The sequence below is a fragment of the Methylibium sp. Root1272 genome, assembly GCF_001425905.1.
Taxonomy (GTDB): domain Bacteria; phylum Pseudomonadota; class Gammaproteobacteria; order Burkholderiales; family Burkholderiaceae_C; genus Methylibium.
Map to the genome: position 1 here is coordinate 86527 of NZ_LMDY01000016.1, position 19149 is coordinate 105675.

Annotated in this window: 14 protein-coding genes; 13 read left to right on the forward strand and 1 reads right to left on the reverse strand. The window is 70.0% G+C overall.

The annotated features are described in order from the left end of the window. Positions 1 to 8 precede the first annotated feature (8 nt). Genes ASC67_RS15970 through glcF form a run of 4 tightly spaced genes read left to right on the forward strand, consistent with a single transcriptional unit; the run spans position 9 to position 4358 of the window. The gene (locus ASC67_RS15970) at positions 9 to 494 is read left to right on the forward strand and encodes a hypothetical protein (RefSeq protein ID WP_156466799.1); all 486 of its coding nucleotides are present in this window, start codon (positions 9 to 11) and stop codon (positions 492 to 494) included. 6 nt (positions 495 to 500) lie between these two features. After that, the gene (locus ASC67_RS15975; RefSeq protein ID WP_056323504.1) at positions 501 to 2006 is read left to right on the forward strand and encodes an FAD-linked oxidase C-terminal domain-containing protein; all 1506 of its coding nucleotides are present in this window, start codon (positions 501 to 503) and stop codon (positions 2004 to 2006) included. Between the two features lie 2 nt (positions 2007 to 2008). Further along, positions 2009 to 3115 carry a glycolate oxidase subunit GlcE gene (glcE, locus tag ASC67_RS15980; RefSeq protein WP_056323508.1) on the forward strand — a complete coding sequence of 369 codons (1107 nt, stop codon included), beginning with the start codon at positions 2009 to 2011 and terminating at the stop codon, positions 3113 to 3115. Positions 3116 to 3122: 7 nt separating this feature from the next. Beyond that, positions 3123 to 4358, forward strand: coding sequence for a glycolate oxidase subunit GlcF (gene glcF / locus ASC67_RS15985; RefSeq protein WP_056323511.1), 1236 nt, complete (start codon positions 3123 to 3125; stop codon positions 4356 to 4358). Here glcF and ASC67_RS15990 read toward each other — a convergent pair. After that, on the reverse strand, positions 4343 to 6172 hold the full coding sequence (locus tag ASC67_RS15990; protein WP_056324209.1) for a sigma-54-dependent Fis family transcriptional regulator: 1830 nt from the start codon (positions 6170 to 6172) through the stop codon (positions 4343 to 4345). The genes glcF and ASC67_RS15990 overlap by 16 nt on opposite strands. Before the next feature lie 318 nt (positions 6173 to 6490). Here ASC67_RS15990 and ASC67_RS15995 point away from each other — a divergent pair, with 318 nt between their 5' ends. The 9 genes from ASC67_RS15995 to ASC67_RS16035 all read left to right on the forward strand — a co-directional run bounded on the left by ASC67_RS15995 (position 6491) and on the right by ASC67_RS16035 (position 19129). After that, complete coding sequence (locus ASC67_RS15995; protein WP_056323514.1) at positions 6491 to 7543, forward strand: aromatic ring-hydroxylating dioxygenase subunit alpha; 1053 nt, start codon at positions 6491 to 6493, stop codon at positions 7541 to 7543. A 248-nt stretch (positions 7544 to 7791) separates the two neighbouring features. Further along, a complete protein-coding gene (locus ASC67_RS16000) occupies positions 7792 to 9501 on the forward strand; it encodes a DUF1302 domain-containing protein (RefSeq protein WP_056323517.1) in 1710 nt (569 codons plus the stop codon). A gap of 11 nt (positions 9502 to 9512) precedes the next feature. After that, positions 9513 to 10892 (forward strand): DUF1329 domain-containing protein, encoded by a 1380-nt coding sequence (locus ASC67_RS16005; protein ID WP_056323522.1) that lies wholly within the window; start codon positions 9513 to 9515, stop codon positions 10890 to 10892. Between the two features lie 95 nt (positions 10893 to 10987). Beyond that, the gene (locus tag ASC67_RS16010) at positions 10988 to 12076 is read left to right on the forward strand and encodes a YCF48-related protein (protein ID WP_056323527.1); all 1089 of its coding nucleotides are present in this window, start codon (positions 10988 to 10990) and stop codon (positions 12074 to 12076) included. Positions 12077 to 12109: 33 nt separating this feature from the next. Then, a complete protein-coding gene (locus ASC67_RS16015) occupies positions 12110 to 14551 on the forward strand; it encodes an RND family transporter (RefSeq protein WP_056323530.1) in 2442 nt (813 codons plus the stop codon). Positions 14552 to 14648: 97 nt separating this feature from the next. After that, positions 14649 to 15692 (forward strand): LacI family DNA-binding transcriptional regulator, encoded by a 1044-nt coding sequence (locus tag ASC67_RS16020; protein WP_056323535.1) that lies wholly within the window; start codon positions 14649 to 14651, stop codon positions 15690 to 15692. Between the two features lie 109 nt (positions 15693 to 15801). After that, positions 15802 to 16770 carry a tripartite tricarboxylate transporter substrate binding protein gene (locus ASC67_RS16025; protein WP_056323538.1) on the forward strand — a complete coding sequence of 323 codons (969 nt, stop codon included), beginning with the start codon at positions 15802 to 15804 and terminating at the stop codon, positions 16768 to 16770. 113 nt (positions 16771 to 16883) lie between these two features. Further along, the gene (gene gudD, locus ASC67_RS16030) at positions 16884 to 18236 is read left to right on the forward strand and encodes a glucarate dehydratase (protein WP_056323542.1); all 1353 of its coding nucleotides are present in this window, start codon (positions 16884 to 16886) and stop codon (positions 18234 to 18236) included. Positions 18237 to 18367: 131 nt separating this feature from the next. Then, positions 18368 to 19129: a FadR/GntR family transcriptional regulator gene (locus ASC67_RS16035; RefSeq protein ID WP_056323546.1), complete on the forward strand. Its 762-nt coding sequence runs from the start codon at positions 18368 to 18370 to the stop codon at positions 19127 to 19129. The last annotated feature ends 20 nt before the right edge of the window (positions 19130 to 19149 follow it).

Here is a 19149-nt window from a genome sequence, read left to right on the forward strand (position 1 = left end):
GCCATGCGATGCCGTCGGTGAGCGCTGAGCAGCGGGATGCGCTCGCTCGGCCGCAGCGTGCCGGACCGCCGCGCAGCTTCGACGAGTTCGAGCAGCGCCTGCCGTGCATCGCGGGCCGGGTGCCGCTCGCGCCCGCGGACTGGACCGGGCGGCGCGCCGCCACGCTGGCGCGCCGCGCCGGCGCCTGCGATCACCTGATCACCGCGGCGCTGGTGCACGACTTCGCGCGCTACTTCGACGGCCGCGAGGAGGCCTGCGTGGCCCGGCGCAGCGCGGACCTGCTCGTCGCGGTGTTCCCCGAACCGGTGCTCGAGCCGATGCGCTGTCTCGACGGCAGGCCGTCGGATCCCGGCGCCGCGCCGGCGCCGCGTGCCGTCACGCAGGGACGCCGGCTGCGTGCCTACATCGATTCGGCGAGCACGTGCAGCGACGACCTGCTGCTGCCGTGGCAGACGCTGCTCGGCATCGCGCGGCGCGCTTCCTTCGACGGCTGATTCGCGATGTCCGGATCTCCTTCGAGCCGGGCGGCCACCGCCTCGGCCTCTCCTGCTGCGCTCCAGGCGCAGGTCGTCGAGGCCCTGGCCGCGGTGCTGCCGCGCCACGCCATCCTGTTCCGCAAGGAAGAGACCGGGCCGTTCGAGTGCGACGGCCTGACCGCCTACCGCGCGGTGCCGCTGGTCGTCGTGCTGCCGGACAGCGAATTGCAGGTGGCCGACGTGCTGCGCACCTGCCACACGCTGGGGGTGCCGGTCGTGACGCGCGGGGCCGGCACCGGGCTGTCCGGCGGGGCGCTGCCGCACGAACGCGGGGTGACGCTGTCGCTGGCGCGGCTGAACCGCATCGTGTCGGTCGACCGCGCGAGCTGCACGGCGACAGTCCAGTGCGGCGTGCGCAATGCGGCGATCAGCGAGGCCGCGGCGCCGCACGGCCTCTATTACGCGCCGGACCCGAGCAGCCAGATCGCCTGCACCATCGGCGGCAACGTGGCCGAGAACGCCGGCGGCGTGCATTGCCTCAAGTACGGCCTGACGCTGCACAACGTGCTGCGCGTGAAGGGCTATGCGGCCGACGGCGAGCCGGTGGAGTTCGGTTCCGCTGCGCTCGACGCGCCGGGCCTCGACCTGCTGGCCGTGATGGTGGGCAGCGAGGGCATGCTGGCGGTGGCGACCGAGATCACCGTCAAGCTGGTCCCGAAGCCGGCCGTGGCGCGCTGCATCGTGGCGAGCTTCGCCGACCTCGAGACGGCCGGCCGGGCGGTCGCGGCGATCATCGCCGCCGGCATCATCCCGGCCGGTCTCGAGATGATGGACAAGCCGATGACCGCTGCGGTCGAGGACTTCGTTCACGCCGGCTACGACCTCGATGCCGCGGCCATCCTGCTGTGCGAGAGCGACGGCACACCCGAGGAGGTGGAAGAGGAGATCGCGCGCATGGTGGCGGTGATGGAGGGTGCCGGCGCGACGCGCTTCGACATCAGCCGCAGCGAGGCCGAACGGCTGCGGTTCTGGAGCGGGCGCAAGAACGCCTTCCCGGCCAGCGGGCGCATCAGCCCCGACTACCTGTGCATGGATTCGACCATCCCGCGCCGCAAGCTGGCCGAGATGCTGGGCCGCATCGCCGAGATGGGCGTCCGCTACGGCCTGCGCTGCTGCAATGTCTTCCACGCCGGCGACGGCAACCTGCATCCGATGATCCTGTTCGACGCCAACGACCCCGACCAGTTGCACCGCGCCGAGCGCTTCGGCGCCGAGATCCTGGAGACCAGCGTCGATATGGGCGGCAGCATCACCGGGGAGCATGGCGTGGGCGTCGAGAAGCTCAACTCGATGTGCGTGCAGTTCACGCTGGAGGAACGCGAGCAGATGCTGCGCCTGAAGGAGGCCTTCGATCCCCGCTCGCTGCTCAACCCCGGCAAGGCCATCCCGACGCTGAACCGTTGCGCGGAGTACGGGCGCATGACGGTGAGGGGCGGGCGCCTGCCTTTCGCGGACCTGCCGCGCTTCTGACGATGGACCCGCTCTCGCCAACCGATGCGGCCGAGCTCCGCCTGGTCGAGCAGGTGCTCGAGGCTCGCAGCGAAGGCCGCTGCCTCGAGGTTCGCGGCGGCGGCACGAAGCGGTTCTACGGCGGCGAGCCGCGCGGCGATGTGCTGGACCTGCGGGCGCTGTCCGGCGTGCGGAGCTACGAGCCGACCGAACTGGTCGTGACGGTGCGCGCCGGCGAACCGCTCGCAAGGCTGGAGGCGCTGCTGGCCGAACGGGGCCAGCACCTCGCCTTCGAGCCGCCGCGCTTCGCGCCCGGCGGCACCGTGGGCGGCGTGGTCGCCGCCGGACTGAGCGGACCGGGCCGGATCGCGGCGGGTGCGCTGCGCGACCATGTCCTCGGCGTGCGCCTGCTGAACGGTCGGGGCGAGTGCCTGAGCTTCGGCGGGCAGATGATCAAGAACGTCGCCGGCTACGACGTGTCGCGCCTGATGGCCGGGTCGCTCGGCGTGCTCGGCGTGCTGCTCGAGGTGTCGCTGAAGGTGCTGCCCCTGCCACCGGCCTCGGTCACGATCAGCCTCGACTGCGCGACGCAGGTCGACGCACTGAGACGGCTCTCCGTCTGGGCCTCGCAACCCTTGCCGATCGGCGCCACGGCCTGGCACGACGGGCAGCTGTGGGTCCGGCTCGACGGCGCCGCCGCGGCGCTGCGGTCGGCCCGCGCCGCGTTGGGCGGCGAGGCGCTGGACCCCCGGGCCGGCGCCTCGTGGTGGACCTCGGTGCGCGACCAGACACATCCCTTCTTCGACCTCGATGCCAACGCGCGGCTCCGTGGCGTGCGGCTCTGGCGCCTGTCGGTGCCGCGAGGCGTGCCGCCGCTCGAGCTGTCCGGCGAGACCTTCGTCGAATGGGGGGGCGCGCTGCGCTGGCTCCGGTCGAGGGAGCCGATCGCCTGTGTGCGGCAGGCGGTTGCCCGCGTGGGCGGCCACGCCACGCTGATGCGCGGCGACGGCCGGGAAGCCGGCCCGTTCTCACCGCTCTCGCCGGCGCTGCTGCAACTGCACCGCCGGCTCAAGCAGGCCTTCGATCCGGAACGGCTGTTCAACCCGGGCCGGCTCTACGAAGGCCTCTGAGACCGTCATGCAAATCCAGTTGAGTCCCGAGTTCCACGGCAATCGCGAAGCCGCCGAAGCCGAAGCCATCTTGCGCAGTTGCGTGCACTGCGGCTTCTGCACGGCCACCTGCCCGACCTACCAGCTCGAGGGCAACGAGCTCGATGGCCCGCGCGGGCGCATCTACCTGATCAAGCAGGTGTTCGAGGGCGGCGAGGCCAGCCGCAGCACGCAGCGGCACCTGGACCGCTGCCTGACCTGCCGCAACTGCGAAACCACCTGCCCGAGCGGCGTGCGCTACGGCCGGCTGGTCGACATCGGCCGCCAGGTCGTCGATGCCCGGGTGCAGCGGCCGGTGGCCGAGCGCGCGATCCGCTGGGTGTTGAAGGAGGGCCTGACCTCGCCGCTGGTCGGGCCGGCCGTGCGCCTGGGGCAGCTGCTGCGGCCGGCGCTGCCCGGGGTGCTGAAGAAGAAGCTGCCGCGGCGTGCGGGCGCGCGGGCGTCGGACTGGCCTCGCACCGAGCGTGCGCGCAAGGTGATGCTGTTGCAGGGCTGCGTGCAGCCGGCCATGCTGCCGAACATCAACGCCGCGACCGCGCGCGTGCTCGATGCGGCCGGGCTCCAGACCCTCGTTGCCGCAGAAGCAGGGTGTTGCGGCGCCTTGCGCACACACCTGGGCGATGCCGAAGGCGGGCTGGCGGACATGCGTCGCAACATCGACGCATGGTGGCCGGCCATCGAATCCGGCGCCGTGGAGTGCATCGTCGTCAATGCCTCCGGCTGTGGCGCGGTGGTCAAGGAGTACGGCGAGGCGCTCGCGCACGAGCCGGCCTATGCCGAGCGGGCCGCCCGGATCAGCGCCCTGGCCAAGGACCTGAGCGAACTGCTGCCCGAGCTGCTGCCGGCCCTGAAGGACAGGATGTCGCCGCAGGCGGCCGGGCGCAGGATCGCGGTGCACACGCCCTGCACGCTGCAGCATGCCCAGCGCCTGCGCGGCGGCGTCGAGGCCGCGCTCGTGATGCTCGGCTTCGACGTGACGGCCCCGGCCGGCGACGGGCACCTGTGCTGCGGCTCGGCCGGCGCGTACAGCGTGCTGCAGCCCGGCATCGCAACGACGCTGCGCGATCGCAAGCTGTCGAGTCTGGGCTCGCAGGAGCCCGACGTGATCGTCTCGGCCAACGTGGGCTGCATCCTGCACCTGCAGTCCGGCACGGCCGTGCCGGTGCAGCATTGGGTGGAGGTGCTGGATCAGGCTCTCGCCTGAGTCGTCGCGCCCTTCTTGTGCATGCGGTAGACCACCTGCGTCCGTGTCATGCCGATCAGCCGCGCCGCGGCGGCCATGTTGCCGTTGCAGCGCTGCACCGCTTCCTCGACGAGCTGGGTCTCCAGTTCGTCGAGCCAGGTGTCGGCCGCCTGCGGGCTCCGCACCGCGCCGCGCAGGCGCAGCACCCGGTCGAGCAGTGTCGCGTCGCCTGACGACTCCGACTGCGGCACGGAGGGCGCCGGTCCCTCGGCGCCGGCCAGCCGGCCCTGATCGCTGACGGCGAAGGTCGATTTCGCGTTGAACAGCTCATCGCGAAACAGGTGCACGGTATCGATCTGCGACTCGTCGCTGGCGGCGATCACGGCCCGTTCGATCATGTTCTGCAACTCGCGCACATTGCCGGGGAAGGTGTAGGTCAGCATCGCGCGCATCGCCCGCTGCGTGAAGCCGTGGATCTGACGGCCGTAGCGGGCGCCGTAGAGCTTGAGGAAATGCGTCATCAGCAGCGGCACGTCCTCGCTGCGGGCCCGCAGCGGCGGCAGGTGGATCGGGTAGACGTTGAGCCTGAAGAACAGGTCCTCGCGGAAGCGTCCCTGCCGCACTTCCTCGCGCAGGTCGACGTTGCAGGCCGCCACGACGCGCAGGTCGAGCGGGATCGGGCGCGTGCCGCCGACCCGCTCGACCTCGCTCTCCTGCAGCGCGCGCAGCAGCTTGCTCTGGGCGACCAGGCTCAGCGAGGAGATCTCGTCGAGAAACAGCGTGCCCCGATGGGAGCGTTCGAAGCGGCCCGGCCGTGAGGCATGGGCGCCGGTGTAGGCGCCGCGCTCGACGCCGAACAGCTCGGCTTCGACGAGGTTCTCCGGAATCGCCGCGCAGTTGACGGACACGAAGGGCCCGTCGCGCCGCTCGCTGATCTCGTGCAGCATCTTGGCGAACAGTTCCTTGCCGACCCCGGACTCGCCGAAGAACAGCACCGTGGCGGTGGTGGTGGCCACCTTGCGCAGCGAATGGCAGGCGGCGTTGAAGCTCGACGACACGCCCACCATGCGCGGAGCCGCTTCGGCCTCGGCGTCGTGCGCGCCGACGCGCGGGGCGCCGCGCTTCGGCGGAGCCGCGCTCGGGCGCTCGCCGACGAAGCCCTCGGCCTGCATGTAGCGCAGGTCCTCCTCGACGTTGTCCCAGTCCCTGGCCGCCTTGCCGATCACGCGGCAGACCGACGCACCGGTCGAGCGGCACTCGAGCTCGCGGAAGATGATCGACGTGCCCAGCAGCGTGGAGACATAGCCGTTCGCGTAGCCGATCGGCAACCAGCAGCCCGCATCGGTGCCGACGCCGAAGGCGTTGATGTGCTCGTCGTCCTCCAGCGAGTGATGCCAGAAGAACTCGCCGCTGAAGGCGATGCGCTCGGGGTCGTAATCGAAGTGCACCGCCTCGACGCGGGCCAGGCCCTGCAGGCCGAACAGGCGCGTTCCTGCCAGCAGCTTGCCGACCGGGTCTTCCTTGGGCCAGTGCGAGGCCACGAAGCGCGCATCGCGCATGCCGGCGATGTAGCCGCTGCGCGTGAGGATGCCGCGCGCCCGCTCGACACCGACGCCCTGGATCAGCTCGCTGCGCAGCGAGCCGAGCGTCTGGTGGTTCAGCATCACCATGCGTTCGTCGTCGAGCCAGATGCGCCCGGTGTCCGGGTCGAAGGTCAGCCATTCCGCCAGCTCGCGGTGGGTCGGCCGCAACTCCGTGGCCGACGAGCCGCTGCGGCTGGCCAGGTAGTGCGCGTGGAGAAAGTCGGCGGCGTTCGGTGCAGGTGAAGCATTCATCGGCGTGATCCCGTGCGCATGCGAATGGAGAGGATTGCTCATCGAGTCCTCGATGAGTGATGAATTTTGTTCGCTGGTGGCGTGTGCCCCGGGCAGCGCTTTCCACTACGAACGCGCTGCTGCGACGCAGCATCCGGTCATCGATGGCAGTGAGCGCCAAGACGCGGCGCCCCATGAAAGAACACCGATCTCGGTGAACGATGCGGTGCAACAGCCGGCACCCCCCGTGACCGCTTCGCGGCCGATGGCCTGCGCCTTGCGGTTGCGCTGCCTCGGACGGCCTTCGCGCCGCCGATGGACAGCCAACGAGGAGACGCAATGTTTGTGAAGAACGCGTGGTACTGCGCGGGGTGGGACAAGGACCTGAGCCTGGGCCGCGATGGCCTGCTGGCGCGGCGTATCGCCGGCGAGTCGCTGGTGCTCTATCGCCGGCCCGACGCCACGGTGGTCGCGATGGAGGACCGCTGCTGCCACCGGCACGCCCCGCTGTCGCTGGGGCGCAAAGAGGGCGACTCGATCCGCTGCATGTACCACGGCATGAAGTTCGGGCCCGACGGGCGCTGCACCGAGATCCCGGGCATGAGCCGGATCCCCGAGAAGGCCTGCGTGCGCACCTACCCGGTGACCGAGCGGGACAACTGGATCTGGGTCTGGATGGGCGAGCCCGCGAAGGCCGATCCGGCGCTGATCTGCGAGGCCATCGGTCCCGGCGACCCGGCCTGGAACCTGCGGCTCGGCTACGTCCGCGTCGACACCAACTATCGGCAGGAGATCGCGAACCTGGCCGACCTGAGCCACGTGGCCTGGGTGCACAGCCTCACGCTGGGCGGATCCGATGCGTGGTCGAACGTCAAGCCGCGCCACGTGCTGGGCGAGCGCGGGATCGACACCACCTACTGCGTGCGCCGGACGCCGGCTCCCAGCTTCGCCAAGCACCTGTTCCCGGAGGGCGCGCTGTTCGACATCCAGGTGCATGTCCGCATGAGCGTGCCGTGCAACTTCATCCTGCATTTCTCGGTGCACGAGGTGGGCAGCGCGACGGAGGGGCCGACCAACGGACGCCTGGTGCTCGACACCTTCTCCAGCCAGGCCGTCACGCCGCGCGATGCCCATTCCTGCGACTACTACTACTCCTGGGGCTGCAGCCGCGCCACCGACATGCCGGGTCTCACGGACCTGATGCACGAGGCCAACAACGTCGCCTTCCTCGAGGACAAGGTGATGCTGGAAGGGCAGTACCAGCGGATGCGCGAGCGTCCCGATGCCCCGAGCGTGGACATCGTCCACGACGCCGGGCCCGGCAAGTTGCTGTGGGTGCTGGACAGGCTGCTCAAGGAGGAAGCGCGTGCGATCGAGATCGTGCCGGCCTGAGCGACGCGCGCGCGGGGCCTCTTCTGTAAATGCAGAGATCGGCCCCGCGGCGATTCGACAAATGGCGAAGCGACGAGGGGCTTCGAGAGGCTCGGGTTTTCACTGAAGTTCGGCAGAAGCTCTTTGAAATCAAGCGCTTGCGATCGCCCTCCGGCATGGCATCGCGATTGCAATCCACGCCCTCACGCACCGGACGAAGTGCGGCGGTGATGCGTCAGTCAACAACACCCATCGACAACGGAGACAAGATGAGAAAGAAATCGACATCGGCCTTTCGGCGGTCGTGCGCGGCGTCGCGCGCGCTGTGCACGCGCTGCACCGCCGCGGCGGTCCTGGCCCTGCCGTTCGGCCTGCCGGGCGGCGCGGCGCACGCCTTCGAGATCCGGACCGACAACCCGGACCTCAAGCTGCGCTGGGACAACACCTTCAAGTACAGCAATGCGTTTCGCGTCAAGAGCCAGTCCGAGCGGCTGCTCCAGGACGTGAACCTCGACGACGGCGATCGCAACTTCGACAAGGGGCTGATCTCGAACCGTCTCGACCTGCTGTCGGAGGTCGACGTCGGCTGGAAGAGCCTGGGCTTCCGCGCCAGCGGGGCCGCGTGGTACGACAGCGTCTACAACCGCCGCAACGACCACGACTCGCCGGCCTCGGCCAATTCCACCAGCGTCGGCTACAACCGCTTCACCGATGCCACGCGCGAACTGCACGGGCGCAAGGCCGAGGTGCTCGACTTCTTCGCCTTCGGAAAGGCCGACCTCGGCTCGATGCCGCTGACGGTGCGCCTCGGGCGCCACACGCTGATCTACGGCGAGAGCCTGTTCTTCGGTTCGAACGGCATCGCGGCCGCGCAGGGTCCGGTCGACCTGGTCAAGCTGCTCACCGTGCCGAGCTCGCAGTTCAAGGAGATCCTGCGGCCGGTGGAGCAGGTCTCCGGCGTGCTGCAGATCAATCCGCAGATGACGCTGGGCGCGTACTACCAGTTCAAGTTCCGCGAGAGCATCATCCCGGCGGCCGGCAGCTACCTCAGCGCCTTCGATTTCGTCGGCGACGGCTCCGAGCGCTTCATCGTCGGCGCGCCGATCACGCCCGGCGGTGGCGCGGCGGCGTTCTGGCGCGGCCCCGACGTCGAGGCCAGCAATTCGGGGCAGGGCGGCCTGCAGTTCCGCTGGGCCCCGGCGGGCAGCGAATGGGAGTTCGGCGTCTACGCCGCGCGCTATCACGACAAGGGGGCGGCGCTGTACCTCACGCCGTCGGCCGCGCCCGACGTGGTGAGCGGCCGGGTCGGCGCGATCCAGCAGGTCTATCACGAGGGCATCAAGACCTACGGCGCCAGCGCGACGACCTCGATCGGCCAGCTCAACCTGGCCTTCGAGGGCTCGATCCGCCGCAACGCCTCGCTGGTGAGCGACCCGCAGGTGGTGCTGCCGGGGGTGCTGGCCGACAACGATGCCCGTCCGCTCTACGCCGTCGGCAACACGGCGCATGCGCAGGTGTCCGGCATCTACGTGCTGTCGGAGACGCGGCTGTGGGATGCGGGCGCCTTCCTCGGCGAGGTGGCGTGGAACCGCCGGCTCAGCATCGACAAGAACCCGGGGGCGCTCGATCCCAACACCACGCGCGACGCCGCGGCGCTGCGCTTCATCTTCGAGCCCTCGTACTTCCAGGTGGTCGACGGCATCGACCTCTCGCTGCCGATCGGCGTGGGCTACAACTTCTACGGGCGTTCGTCGGCGATCTTCAACTTCAACGGCGGCAGCTCCAAGGGCGGCGACTTCTCGATCGGCGTGAAGGCGACCTACCGCACCGTCTGGCAGGCCGGCCTCACCTACACCGGCTACTACGGCGGCGAGGACACCTTCCTCACGCCGGCCAACTCGCCCACGCCGGTGCTGTCCTACAAGCAGTTCTACAAGGACCGCAACTTCATTTCCTTCTCGCTGCAGCGTGCCCTTTGATGGAGACCGGCATGAACAAGAACCCCAAGATTTCGTTCGCCGTCGCGCTCGCGCTGGCGTCCTTCGCCGCGCAGCCGGCCCTCGCCGCGGTGAGCGCCGAAGAAGCCGCCAGGCTCAAGACCACGCTCACGCCACTGGGTGCCGAGAAGGCCGGCAACGCCGACGGCTCGATCCCGGCGTGGGACGGCGGCTACACCAAGGTGGCACCGGGCTGGAAGAACGGCCAGCCGAGACCCGACCCGTTCGCGGCGGAGAAGCCGGTGGCGTCGATCTCGGCGAAGAACGCCGCGCAGTACGACGCAAAGCTGAGCGACGGCGTCAAGACGCTGATGAAGAAGTACCCCGACTTCCGCATCGACGTCTACCCGACGCACCGCAGCGCGGCGGCGCCGGCCTGGGTCTACGAGAACACCTTCAGGAACGCGACTTCCGCGAAGGTGGCCGACAACGGCTATGGCGTCGTGGATGCCTATGGCGGCATTCCGTTCCCGATCCCCAAGACCGGCATCGAGGTGATGCTCAACGCGCGGCTGGCGTGGGAGGGCGTGGCGCAGAAGTACCAGCTCAACACCTGGGTGGTCACCGGCGACGGACACCGCACGCTGTCGTCGGCCGGGCTGATGTCGTGGCTGTGGCCCTACTACTACAAGGACGCGCGCGACAGCTATCTGGCCAAGCCGGCCCATTACAAGATGGGTTCCTTCGTCAAGTCCGATCCGTCGGCGGTGGCCGGTGAAGTGATCCTGCTGCATGAGACCGTCAACGAGGAGAAGGTGCCGCGTGGTGTGTGGCAGTACCTGGTGGGCCAGCGCCGCGTGCGCAAGGCACCCTCGATCGCCTACGACACGCCGGACACCGTGACCTCGGGCACCGGGCTGTTCGACGAGTCCTTCGGCACCATGGGTCCGATCGATCGCCACGAGTACAAGATCGTCGGCAAGCAGGAGATGTACATCCCGTACAACTCCAACAAGACGGCACTGGCCAAGGTCGACGAGCTGGTGACGCCGAAGTTCCTGAACCCCGACCACGTGCGCTGGGAGCTGCATCGCGTGTGGGTCGTCGAGGCGACGCTGCTGCCGGGCAAGCGCCATGTGATGACCAAGCGCCGCTACTACATCGACGAGGACGGCTGGAAGATGGTCATGGCCGACCACTGGGATGCGCAGGGGCAGCTCTACCACCTGCAGTACACGCTGCCCTACCTGGCACCCGACATTCCCGCCGTCGTCAGCACGGTGCAGTGGGGAATCATCAACCTGCTGACCGGCCAGTATTACTACAACTGCAACTTCAACGACCTGCCGCAGCACTTCCCCGTTCCGGAGGTGCCGAAGCAGCTCAACGAAGCCATGTTGAGCCCCGAGGCCATCGCCACCGGGGCGCGCTGAGGTCTCCTCGCTTCGGTCCGGCAGCAACAGGCACCCACGGGGTCCGGCCGGGCCGTCTTTTTCTTCTGCTTCTCTAGATATCCAGGGGTCTGCCGATGTCTTCATCGCGCTCGCTGATCGCGCTCGCCTGCACGCTGTGCCTGGCGATCGCCACCCTCCCGGGCAGCGCCGCGACGGCCGGGGCGCAGCGCTTCGGCGTGCTGCAGCAAGCGGCGCTCCAGTCGCCCCGAGCGCTGTCGTCCACGATGCTCGCGATGGCGGTCGCCGGGCAGCGGCTGGTCGCCGTCGGGGAGCGCGGCATCGTGCTGCTCTCCGACGACCGCGGCGCCAGCTGGCGCCAGGCGGCCACGCCGGTGCAGACCAGCCTGACGGCGGTGCAGTTCGTCGACGAACGCCACGGATGGGCCGTGGGGCATCTCGGCGTGGTGCTGCATTCCGGCGACGGCGGCGAGACCTGGACCAAGCAGCTCGACGGGCTGCAGCTGCCGGCGCTGTTCGAGCAGTCGGCGCGAGCCGACGCAGCGGCCGCGCCGGCCTATCTCGATTACGTGCAGCTGCTCGCCGACGACGGCCCCGACAAGCCCTTCCTCGCCCTGCATTTCCAGGACGCGAAGCGCGGCATCGTCGTCGGCGCCTACAACCTTGCGCTCACCACCGAGGACGGCGGTGCGACCTGGGTCCCGCTGAGCGCGCGGCTGCCCAACCCGAAATCCCTGCACCTCTACGGCATCGCCGTCAGCGGCCGTTCGATCGTGATGGCCGGCGAGCAGGGCCTGCTGCTGCGCTCCGACAACGGGGGCCGGGACTTTGCCGTGCTCGAGTCGCCCTACAAGGGCAGCTGGTTCGGCCTGCTGGCCACGCGCGGCGATCGCTTGCTGGTGTACGGGCTGCGCGGCGCGGCTTACGTGTCGGCCGACCGCGGCTCGAGCTGGACGCAGGCGAGCACCGAGCTGCCCGTCTCGATCAGCGGGGCCGCCGAACTGGCCGACGGCACGCTGGTGCTCGGCAGCTCGGCCGGCGACCTGTTGATCAGCCGTGACCAGGGCCGCAGCTTCCAGCGCCGCGGCGGGCCGCAGCAGCCGCCGATCACGGGCCTGGTGCCGACGCAGGACGGCGCCCTCGCGCTGGCCGGACTGCGCGGCCCGCAGCGCCTGGACCTGACTGCCCCGGTCGCTGCCCGCTGACGCCGCGACGCTGTTCTCTCACCGACGAATGCCATGCACGCAGACTCCAGCCTCGACCCGCATCCCGTGATCGCGCGCGTCGAAGACTTCGACCGCCGCTCGGGCACGCTGCTCGAACGCGCGTTCTTCAACTTCCGCCCGCTCGTCGTCATCGCCTGCCTGCTGGTCACGCTGCTGCTCGGCTGGCAGGCCGGCAAGCTGCAGCTGAATGCCAGCTTCGAGAAGATGATCCCGACCACGCATCCCTACGTGATCAACTTCCTCGAGTACCGCGGCAAGCTCAGCGGCCTGGGCAATTCGGTGCGCATCGCGGTCGAGACGACCTCGGGCGACATCTACGACAAGACCTACCTCGAGACGCTCGCCAGGATCAACGACGAGGTGTTCCTGCTGCCCGGCGTGGACCGTGCCTACATGAAGTCGCTGTGGACCCCGGCGGTGCGCTGGACGGCGGTCACCGAGGAGGGCCTCGAAGGCGGCACGGTGATCTCCGAGGACTACGACGGATCGCCGCAGGCGCTGCAGAAGGTGCGCTCCAACATCGAGCGCTCGGGGCAGATCGGGCAGCTCGTCGCGAACGACTTCAAGTCCAGCATCATCTACGTGCCGCTGCTCAGCCGCATCGAGGCGACCGGCCAGGCGCTCGACTACGCCGAGTTCGCGCGCCAGGTCGAAGCCCTGCGCGCGAAGCACGAGTCGGACACGATCCGCATCCACATCACCGGCTTCGCCAAGATCATCGGTGACCTGATCGACGGGCTGGCGGAGGTGCTGAAGTACTTCGCCGCCGCGATCGTGATCGCCGCGGCGATGGTCTACGCGTACAGCCGCGACCTGCGCAGCACGCTGCTGGTGGTGTCGGTCTCGCTGGTGGCGGTGGTGTGGCAGCTCGGCCTGCTGCCCACGCTGGGCTTCCGGCTCGATCCGTTCTCGATGCTGGTGCCCTTCCTGGTGTTCGCGATCGGCATGAGCCATGGCGCGCAGAAGATGAACGGCATCATGCAGGACATCGGCCGCGGCACGCACAAGCTGGTGGCGGCCCGCTACACCTTCCGCCGCCTCTTCCTCGCCGGCCTGACGGCGCTGCTGGCCGATGCGGTGGGCTTCGCGGTGCTGCTGGTGATCGACATCCCGGTGATCAAGGAGCTCGCGCTCGCGGCGAGCCTCGGCGTCGGCGTGCTGATCTTCACCAACCTGATCCTGCTGCCGGTGCTGCTGTCCTACACCGGCGTCAGTCGCAAGGCAGCCGAGCGCAGCCTGCGCACCGAGGTGGCGGACAGCGCCGGGGCCGGACGGCACGTTCTCTGGCACTCGCTGGTGCGCTTCACCGAACGCCGGTGGGCGCTGGGTGCGATCGCCGTGTCGGCCGGGCTGGCGGTGCTGGGTTTCGCGGCGAGCCTGCACCTGCAGATCGGTGACCTGGACCCCGGCGCGCCGGAGCTGCGCCCCGAGTCGCGCTACAACCGCGACAGCGCCTTCATGGTCGCCAACTACGCCGCCAGCGCCGACATCCTGGTGGTGATGGTCAAGACCGAGGACAAGGGCTGCGTGCGCTATCCGGTGGTCTCGCGCATCGACGAACTGGCGTGGGCGCTGGAGCAATTGCCCGGCGTCGACTCCACCAGCTCGGCCCCCGCGCTCGCGAAGCTGTCCTCGGTGGGCTACAACGAGGGCAATCTCAAGTGGTACGAGCTGGTGCCGAACGAGGCCGCGCTCGGCACGCTGCTCACCTATGCGCCGCGCGAGCTGCTGCCGGCGAGTTGCGACCTGCTGCCGCTCTACGTCTACCTCAAGGACCACAAGGCGGCGACGCTCGGCCGCGTGGTCGAGACGGTCGAGGCCTTCAAGGCGCGGCACGACTCGGACGAGGCGCGCTTCCTGCTGGCCGCCGGCAGCGCCGGCATCGAGGCGGCGACCAACATCGTCGTGCAGCGGGCCTGGTACGAGATGCTGGCGCTGGTCTACGGCGCCGTGGTGGTGCTGTGCTTCGTGACCTTCCGGTCCTGGCGGGCCGTGGTGGTGGCGGTGCTGCCGCTGATGCTGACCTCGCTGCTGGCCGAGGCGCTGATGGTCATGCTGGGCATCGGCGTCAAGGTCGCGACGCTGCCGGTCATCGCGCTCGGCGTGGGCATCGGCGTGGACTACGCGCTGTACATCCTGTCGGTGATGCTGGCCCGGCTGCGCGCCGGCCACACGCTGGCCGAGGCCTACTACGGGGCGCTGCTGTTCACCGGCAAGGTGGTGATGCTGACGGGGCTGACGCTGGCCCTGGGCGTGGCGACCTGGGCGTTCTCGGACATCAAGTTCCAGGCCGACATGGGCCTCCTGCTCGCCTTCATGTTCCTCTGGAACATGCTGGGCGCGCTGATCCTGCTGCCGGCGCTGGCCTGCTTCATGTTGAAGCCCACTGGCGTGATCGAGAGCCGGACGGTCGACCCCGCGGTGCCTGTCGAGCCGCACAAGCTGGCGGCCTGACGGCGTGAGTCCTGTTCCCGGCGCCGCGGCTGCGGTGGGCGGGTGGGCCCTGCGCCGCAGGTTTTGGTAGCGTTGTCATCTCCAATACACTCGGCGAATGGACACGCCCGACGTCACCGTTCCCCGCCGTTCACGCCGCGGCGGCGGCATCACGCTCGGTGACGTGGCGCGCATCGCCGGGGTCTCGCCGATCACGGCCTCGCGCGCGCTGAACACGCCCGACCAGGTGGCGCCCGAGAAGCTGGCGCGCGTGCGCGAGGCGGTGGCGCGCACCGGCTACGTGCCGAACCGGCTCGCCGGCGGCCTGGCGTCGGCGCGCAGCCGGCTCGTCGCGGCCGTCGTGCCGACGATCGCCGGGCCGGTGTTCATGGAGATGGTGCAGTCGCTGACCTCGGCCCTTGCCGACGCCGGCTACCAGCTGATGCTCGGCCAGAGCGGCTATGCCGAGTCGCGCGAGGACGCGCTGCTCGAGGCCATCATCGGCCGGCGCCCCGACGGCATCGTGCTGACCGGCATCCTGCATTCGCCGGAGGGCCGGCGCCGCCTGCTGGCGAGCGGCATCCCGGTCGTCGAGACCTGGGACCTGACGCCGACGCCGATCGACATGCTGGTCGGTTTCTCCCATACGGAAGCGGCTGCCGCCGTGGCCCGCCACCTGCACGCCAAGGGCCGGCGCCGCCCGGCGCTGCTGAGCGCCGACGACGAGCGCGCGCTGCGCCGCAACCGCGGCTTCGTGGACGAGGCGTTGCGGCTGGGCCTGGTGCGCGACGCGGCCGAGATCCCGGTGCTGCGCGTGCCCGCGCCCACCACCCTGGGCAGCGGCCGCACCGGCCTGGCACGCCTGCTGGCCGAGTGGCCCGAGGTCGATGCGGTGTTCTGCAGCTCCGACATGCTGGCGCTGGGTGTGCTGATCGAGGCCGCCGCGCGTGGCATCGCCGTGCCGCAGCAACTGGCGGTGGTCGGCTTCGGCGACCTGGGCTTCGCCGCCGACACGCAGCCCGCGCTCAGCACGGTGCGCATCGACGGCACCGGCATCGGCCAGCGTGCGGCGCGCTTCATCGTCGACCGGGCCGACGGCCGGGCCACGGGCGAGAAGGTCGTCGACCTGGGTTTCCGCGTCATCGAGCGCGGCAGCAGCTGATCAGGGTTTTCGCGCATCTGTGGTGTCTTGCAATCCAAAAAGGTAGCGCTACCATTGCAAGAAGATAGCGCTACCAAATGGCGCTCTGGCTCACAAGGAGACTGTTTCGATGAACAAGCTGCTGACCACGCTGTGCCTCGCGCTCGCCGCGCTGGGCCCCTTTGCCGCGCAGGCCGCGGCCTGGCCCGACAAGCCGGTGACGATCGTCGTGCCCTTCCCGCCGGGCGGCTCGACCGACACGCTGGCGCGTGCCATCGCGCCCAAGCTGCAGGAGCAGCTGGGCCAGACCTTCATCGTCGACAACAAGGCCGGCGCCACCGGCACCATCGGTGCCGGGCAGGTCAAGCGCGCGGCGCCCGACGGCTACACGCTGCTGCTGTCCTCGCTGGGCCCGTTCGTCATCGCGCCGCACCTGATCAAGGGCATGCCCTATGACGCGCTGAAGGACTTCGACCTGCTGACCGTCGCGGTGCAGGCGCCCAACGTGTTGGTGGTGCCCGCGGCCTCGCCGCTGAAGACCGTGGCCGACGTGATCGCCGCCGCGAAGAAGGAGCCCGGCAAGATGACGCTCGCGTCCTCGGGCAACGGTTCGCCCGATCACCTGACCGCCGAACTGTTCTGGCTGCAGACCGGCACGAGCGGCACGCATGTCCCGTACAAGGGCGGCGCGCCGGCGATCCAGGACCTGCTGGGCGGCCAGGTCGATGCCTCGTTCCAGAACGTCAACGCCGTGCTGCAGCACATCAACGCGGGCAAGCTGCGCGCCATCGCGGTCACCGGCGACAAGCGCTCGGCGGTGCTGCCGAACGTGCCGACGCTGGTCGAGAGCGGCGTGAAGGGCGTGGACGTCTACTCGTGGCAGGCGGTCGCCGCGCCCAAGGGACTGCCGGCCGACGTGAAGGGCAGGCTGCACGCCGCGCTCGTCGCCGCGCTCAACGATCCGCAGGTGAAGCAGAAGCTCGCCGAGATCGGCATCGAGGTGGTGGCCAACACGCCGGAGCAGTTCGCCGCCTTCCAGCAGGCCGAGTACGCGCGCTGGAAGAACGTGATCGAGACGCGCAAGATCACCGCAGACTGAATCACCCACCCCCGTTGCGCCTTCGGCGCTCCCCCTCGAGGGGGCGACGCTGGCGGGCCGGCGGAGCCGGACCCGCGGCGTCTGCTGGATGACTCTCCCTTGACCGGACCACGATGCCTAACGCCACCTTGTCTTCTACGCCGCGTGTCACTGCGATGCGCGTCATCCCGGTCGCGGGGCGCGACTCGATGCTGATGAACCTGAGCGGCGCGCACGGGCCGTTCTTCACCCGCAACCTGGTGATCCTGAGCGACAACGCCGGGCGCAGCGGCGTCGGCGAGGTGCCGGGCGGCGAGAAGATCCGCCAGACGCTGGAAGACGCGCGTTCGCTGGTCGTCGGCCAGCCGGTCGGCGACGTGCAGCGCGTGCTGCGTACGGTGCGCGAGCGTTTCGCCGACCGCGACGCCGGCGGCCGAGGGCTGCAGACCTTCGACCTGCGCACCACCATCCACGTCGTCACCGCCGTCGAGGCGGCGCTGCTCGATCTGCTGGGTCAGCACCTGGAACTGCCGGTTGCGGCACTGCTCGGCGAAGGCCAGCAGCGCGAGTCGGTCGAGATGCTCGGCTATTTGTTCTTCGTCGGCGACCGCAGCAAGACCGGCCTGCCGTACGCGACGCCCGCCGGCGAGCCGGCCGACGCCGACGACTGGCAGCGCCTGCGCCACGAGGCGGCGATGACGCCCGAGGCGGTGGTGCGGCTCGCCGAGGCGGCGCGCGCTCGCTACGGCTTCAACGACTTCAAGCTCAAGGGCGGCGTGCTGGCCGGCGAGGCCGAGGTCGAGGCGGTGAGGGCGCTGCACGCGCGCTTCCCCGAGGCCCGCGTCACGCTCGACCCGAACGGCGGCTGGCTGTTGAAGGATGCGGTGCGCCTGATGCGCGACCTGCACGGCGTGGTCGCCTATGCCGAGGACCCTTGCGGCGCCGAGGAAGGCTACTCGGGCCGCGAGGTGATGGCCGAGTTCCGCCGTGCCACCGGCCTGCCGACCGCGACCAACATGGTCGCCACCGACTGGCGTCAGCTCACGCACGCGCTGTCGCTGCAGTCGGTCGACATCCCGCTGGCCGACCCGCATTTCTGGACCATGGCCGGCTCGGTGCGCGTGGCCCAGACCTGCCGCGACTGGGGCCTGACCTGGGGCTCGCATTCCAACAACCACTTCGACGTCTCGCTGGCGATGTTCACGCACGTCGGCGCCGCGGCGCCGGGCCGCGTGACCGCGATCGACACGCACTGGATCTGGCAGGACGGCCAGCGCCTGACGAAGGCGCCGCTGCAGATCGTCGGCGGCCATGTGCAGGTGCCGAAGCGGCCGGGCCTGGGCATCGAGCTCGACATGGCCGAGGTCGAGAAGGCCCACCGCCTCTACCTCGAGCACGGCCTGGGCGCGCGCGACGACGCGGTGGCGATGCAGTCGCTGATCCCGAACTGGACCTTCGACCCGAAGCGGCCCTGCATGGTCCGCTGAGCGGGGGTGCCGGCCGAGGTGCTGTCGGCGATGATGTCGCCATCACTTGCTTTTGATCATCGGTTGTCATACAACTGATGCCGAATCATCCCCACCAGCCGCCGAGGCGGCCGTTTCCGGGCCTTGCCGACATGGACATGCCTTTCGCACCGCGCCGCCGCCCCCGCACCCTTGCGCTCGAACTGGTCGACGCGCTGGGCGACCGCATTCGCGACGGCCGCCTGGCCCCCGGTGCCAAGTTGCCCACCGAGGCGGCGATCATGGCGGAGTTCGGTGTCAGCCGTACCGTGGTGCGCGAGGCGATCTCCAAGCTGCAGGCCGGCGGGCTGGTGGCCACGCGGCACGGTGTCGGCACCTTCGTCGCCGGGCTGGGCGACGCGGTGCCGTTCCGCATCGCGCCGGAGCAGTTCGCGACGCTGCGCGACGTGATCGCCGTGCTGGAACTGCGCATCGGCGTCGAGACCGAGGCCGCGGGCCTGGCGGCGCTGCGCCGCAGCACCGACAACCTGGCGACGATGCGGGGGGCGCTCGACGCCTTTGCCGACGCGGTGGAGGCGGGCCGCGATGCGGTGGGCGCCGATTTCCAGTTCCATCTGGAGGTGGCGCGCGCGACGCAGAACCACCATTTCGCCGAACTGATGGGCACGCTGGGCTCGATGATCATCCCGCGCGCGCGCCTGGACGCGCCGGAGGCCGAGAGCGCGGCGCGGCGCGACTACCTGCGCCGCGTCAATGGCGAGCACGAGAGCATCTACGACGCCATCGTCAGCCAGGATGCCGAGGCGGCCCGCGCCGCGATGCGCACCCACCTGGCCAACAGCCGCGAGCGTCGGCGTCGGGCCAGCGCGGCGGCTTCGGTGGGTGAGGGCAGCAGCGGGGCCGCCCGCGGCTGAACGATCCGAGGGCAATTCCC

Excerpts from the sequence above, each read along its gene's own strand:
- ASC67_RS16000 (WP_056323517.1), top strand. The coding sequence starts at position 7,792 with ATGAGAAAGAAATCGACATCGGCCTTTCGGCGGTCGTGCGCGGCGTCG.
- ASC67_RS15990 (WP_056324209.1), bottom strand. The coding sequence starts at position 6,172 with ATGAATGCTTCACCTGCACCGAACGCCGCCGACTTTCTCCACGCGCAC.
- gudD (WP_056323542.1), top strand. The coding sequence starts at position 16,884 with ATGCCTAACGCCACCTTGTCTTCTACGCCGCGTGTCACTGCGATGCGC.
- glcE (WP_056323508.1), top strand. The coding sequence starts at position 2,009 with ATGGACCCGCTCTCGCCAACCGATGCGGCCGAGCTCCGCCTGGTCGAG.
- ASC67_RS16005 (WP_056323522.1), top strand. The coding sequence starts at position 9,513 with ATGAACAAGAACCCCAAGATTTCGTTCGCCGTCGCGCTCGCGCTGGCG.
- glcF (WP_056323511.1), top strand. The coding sequence starts at position 3,123 with ATGCAAATCCAGTTGAGTCCCGAGTTCCACGGCAATCGCGAAGCCGCC.
- ASC67_RS16025 (WP_056323538.1), top strand. The coding sequence starts at position 15,802 with ATGAACAAGCTGCTGACCACGCTGTGCCTCGCGCTCGCCGCGCTGGGC.
- ASC67_RS15970 (WP_156466799.1), top strand. The coding sequence starts at position 9 with ATGCCGTCGGTGAGCGCTGAGCAGCGGGATGCGCTCGCTCGGCCGCAG.
- ASC67_RS16020 (WP_056323535.1), top strand. The coding sequence starts at position 14,649 with ATGGACACGCCCGACGTCACCGTTCCCCGCCGTTCACGCCGCGGCGGC.
- ASC67_RS15995 (WP_056323514.1), top strand. The coding sequence starts at position 6,491 with ATGTTTGTGAAGAACGCGTGGTACTGCGCGGGGTGGGACAAGGACCTG.
- ASC67_RS16035 (WP_056323546.1), top strand. The coding sequence starts at position 18,368 with ATGGACATGCCTTTCGCACCGCGCCGCCGCCCCCGCACCCTTGCGCTC.
- ASC67_RS15975 (WP_056323504.1), top strand. The coding sequence starts at position 501 with ATGTCCGGATCTCCTTCGAGCCGGGCGGCCACCGCCTCGGCCTCTCCT.
- ASC67_RS16010 (WP_056323527.1), top strand. The coding sequence starts at position 10,988 with ATGTCTTCATCGCGCTCGCTGATCGCGCTCGCCTGCACGCTGTGCCTG.
- ASC67_RS16015 (WP_056323530.1), top strand. The coding sequence starts at position 12,110 with ATGCACGCAGACTCCAGCCTCGACCCGCATCCCGTGATCGCGCGCGTC.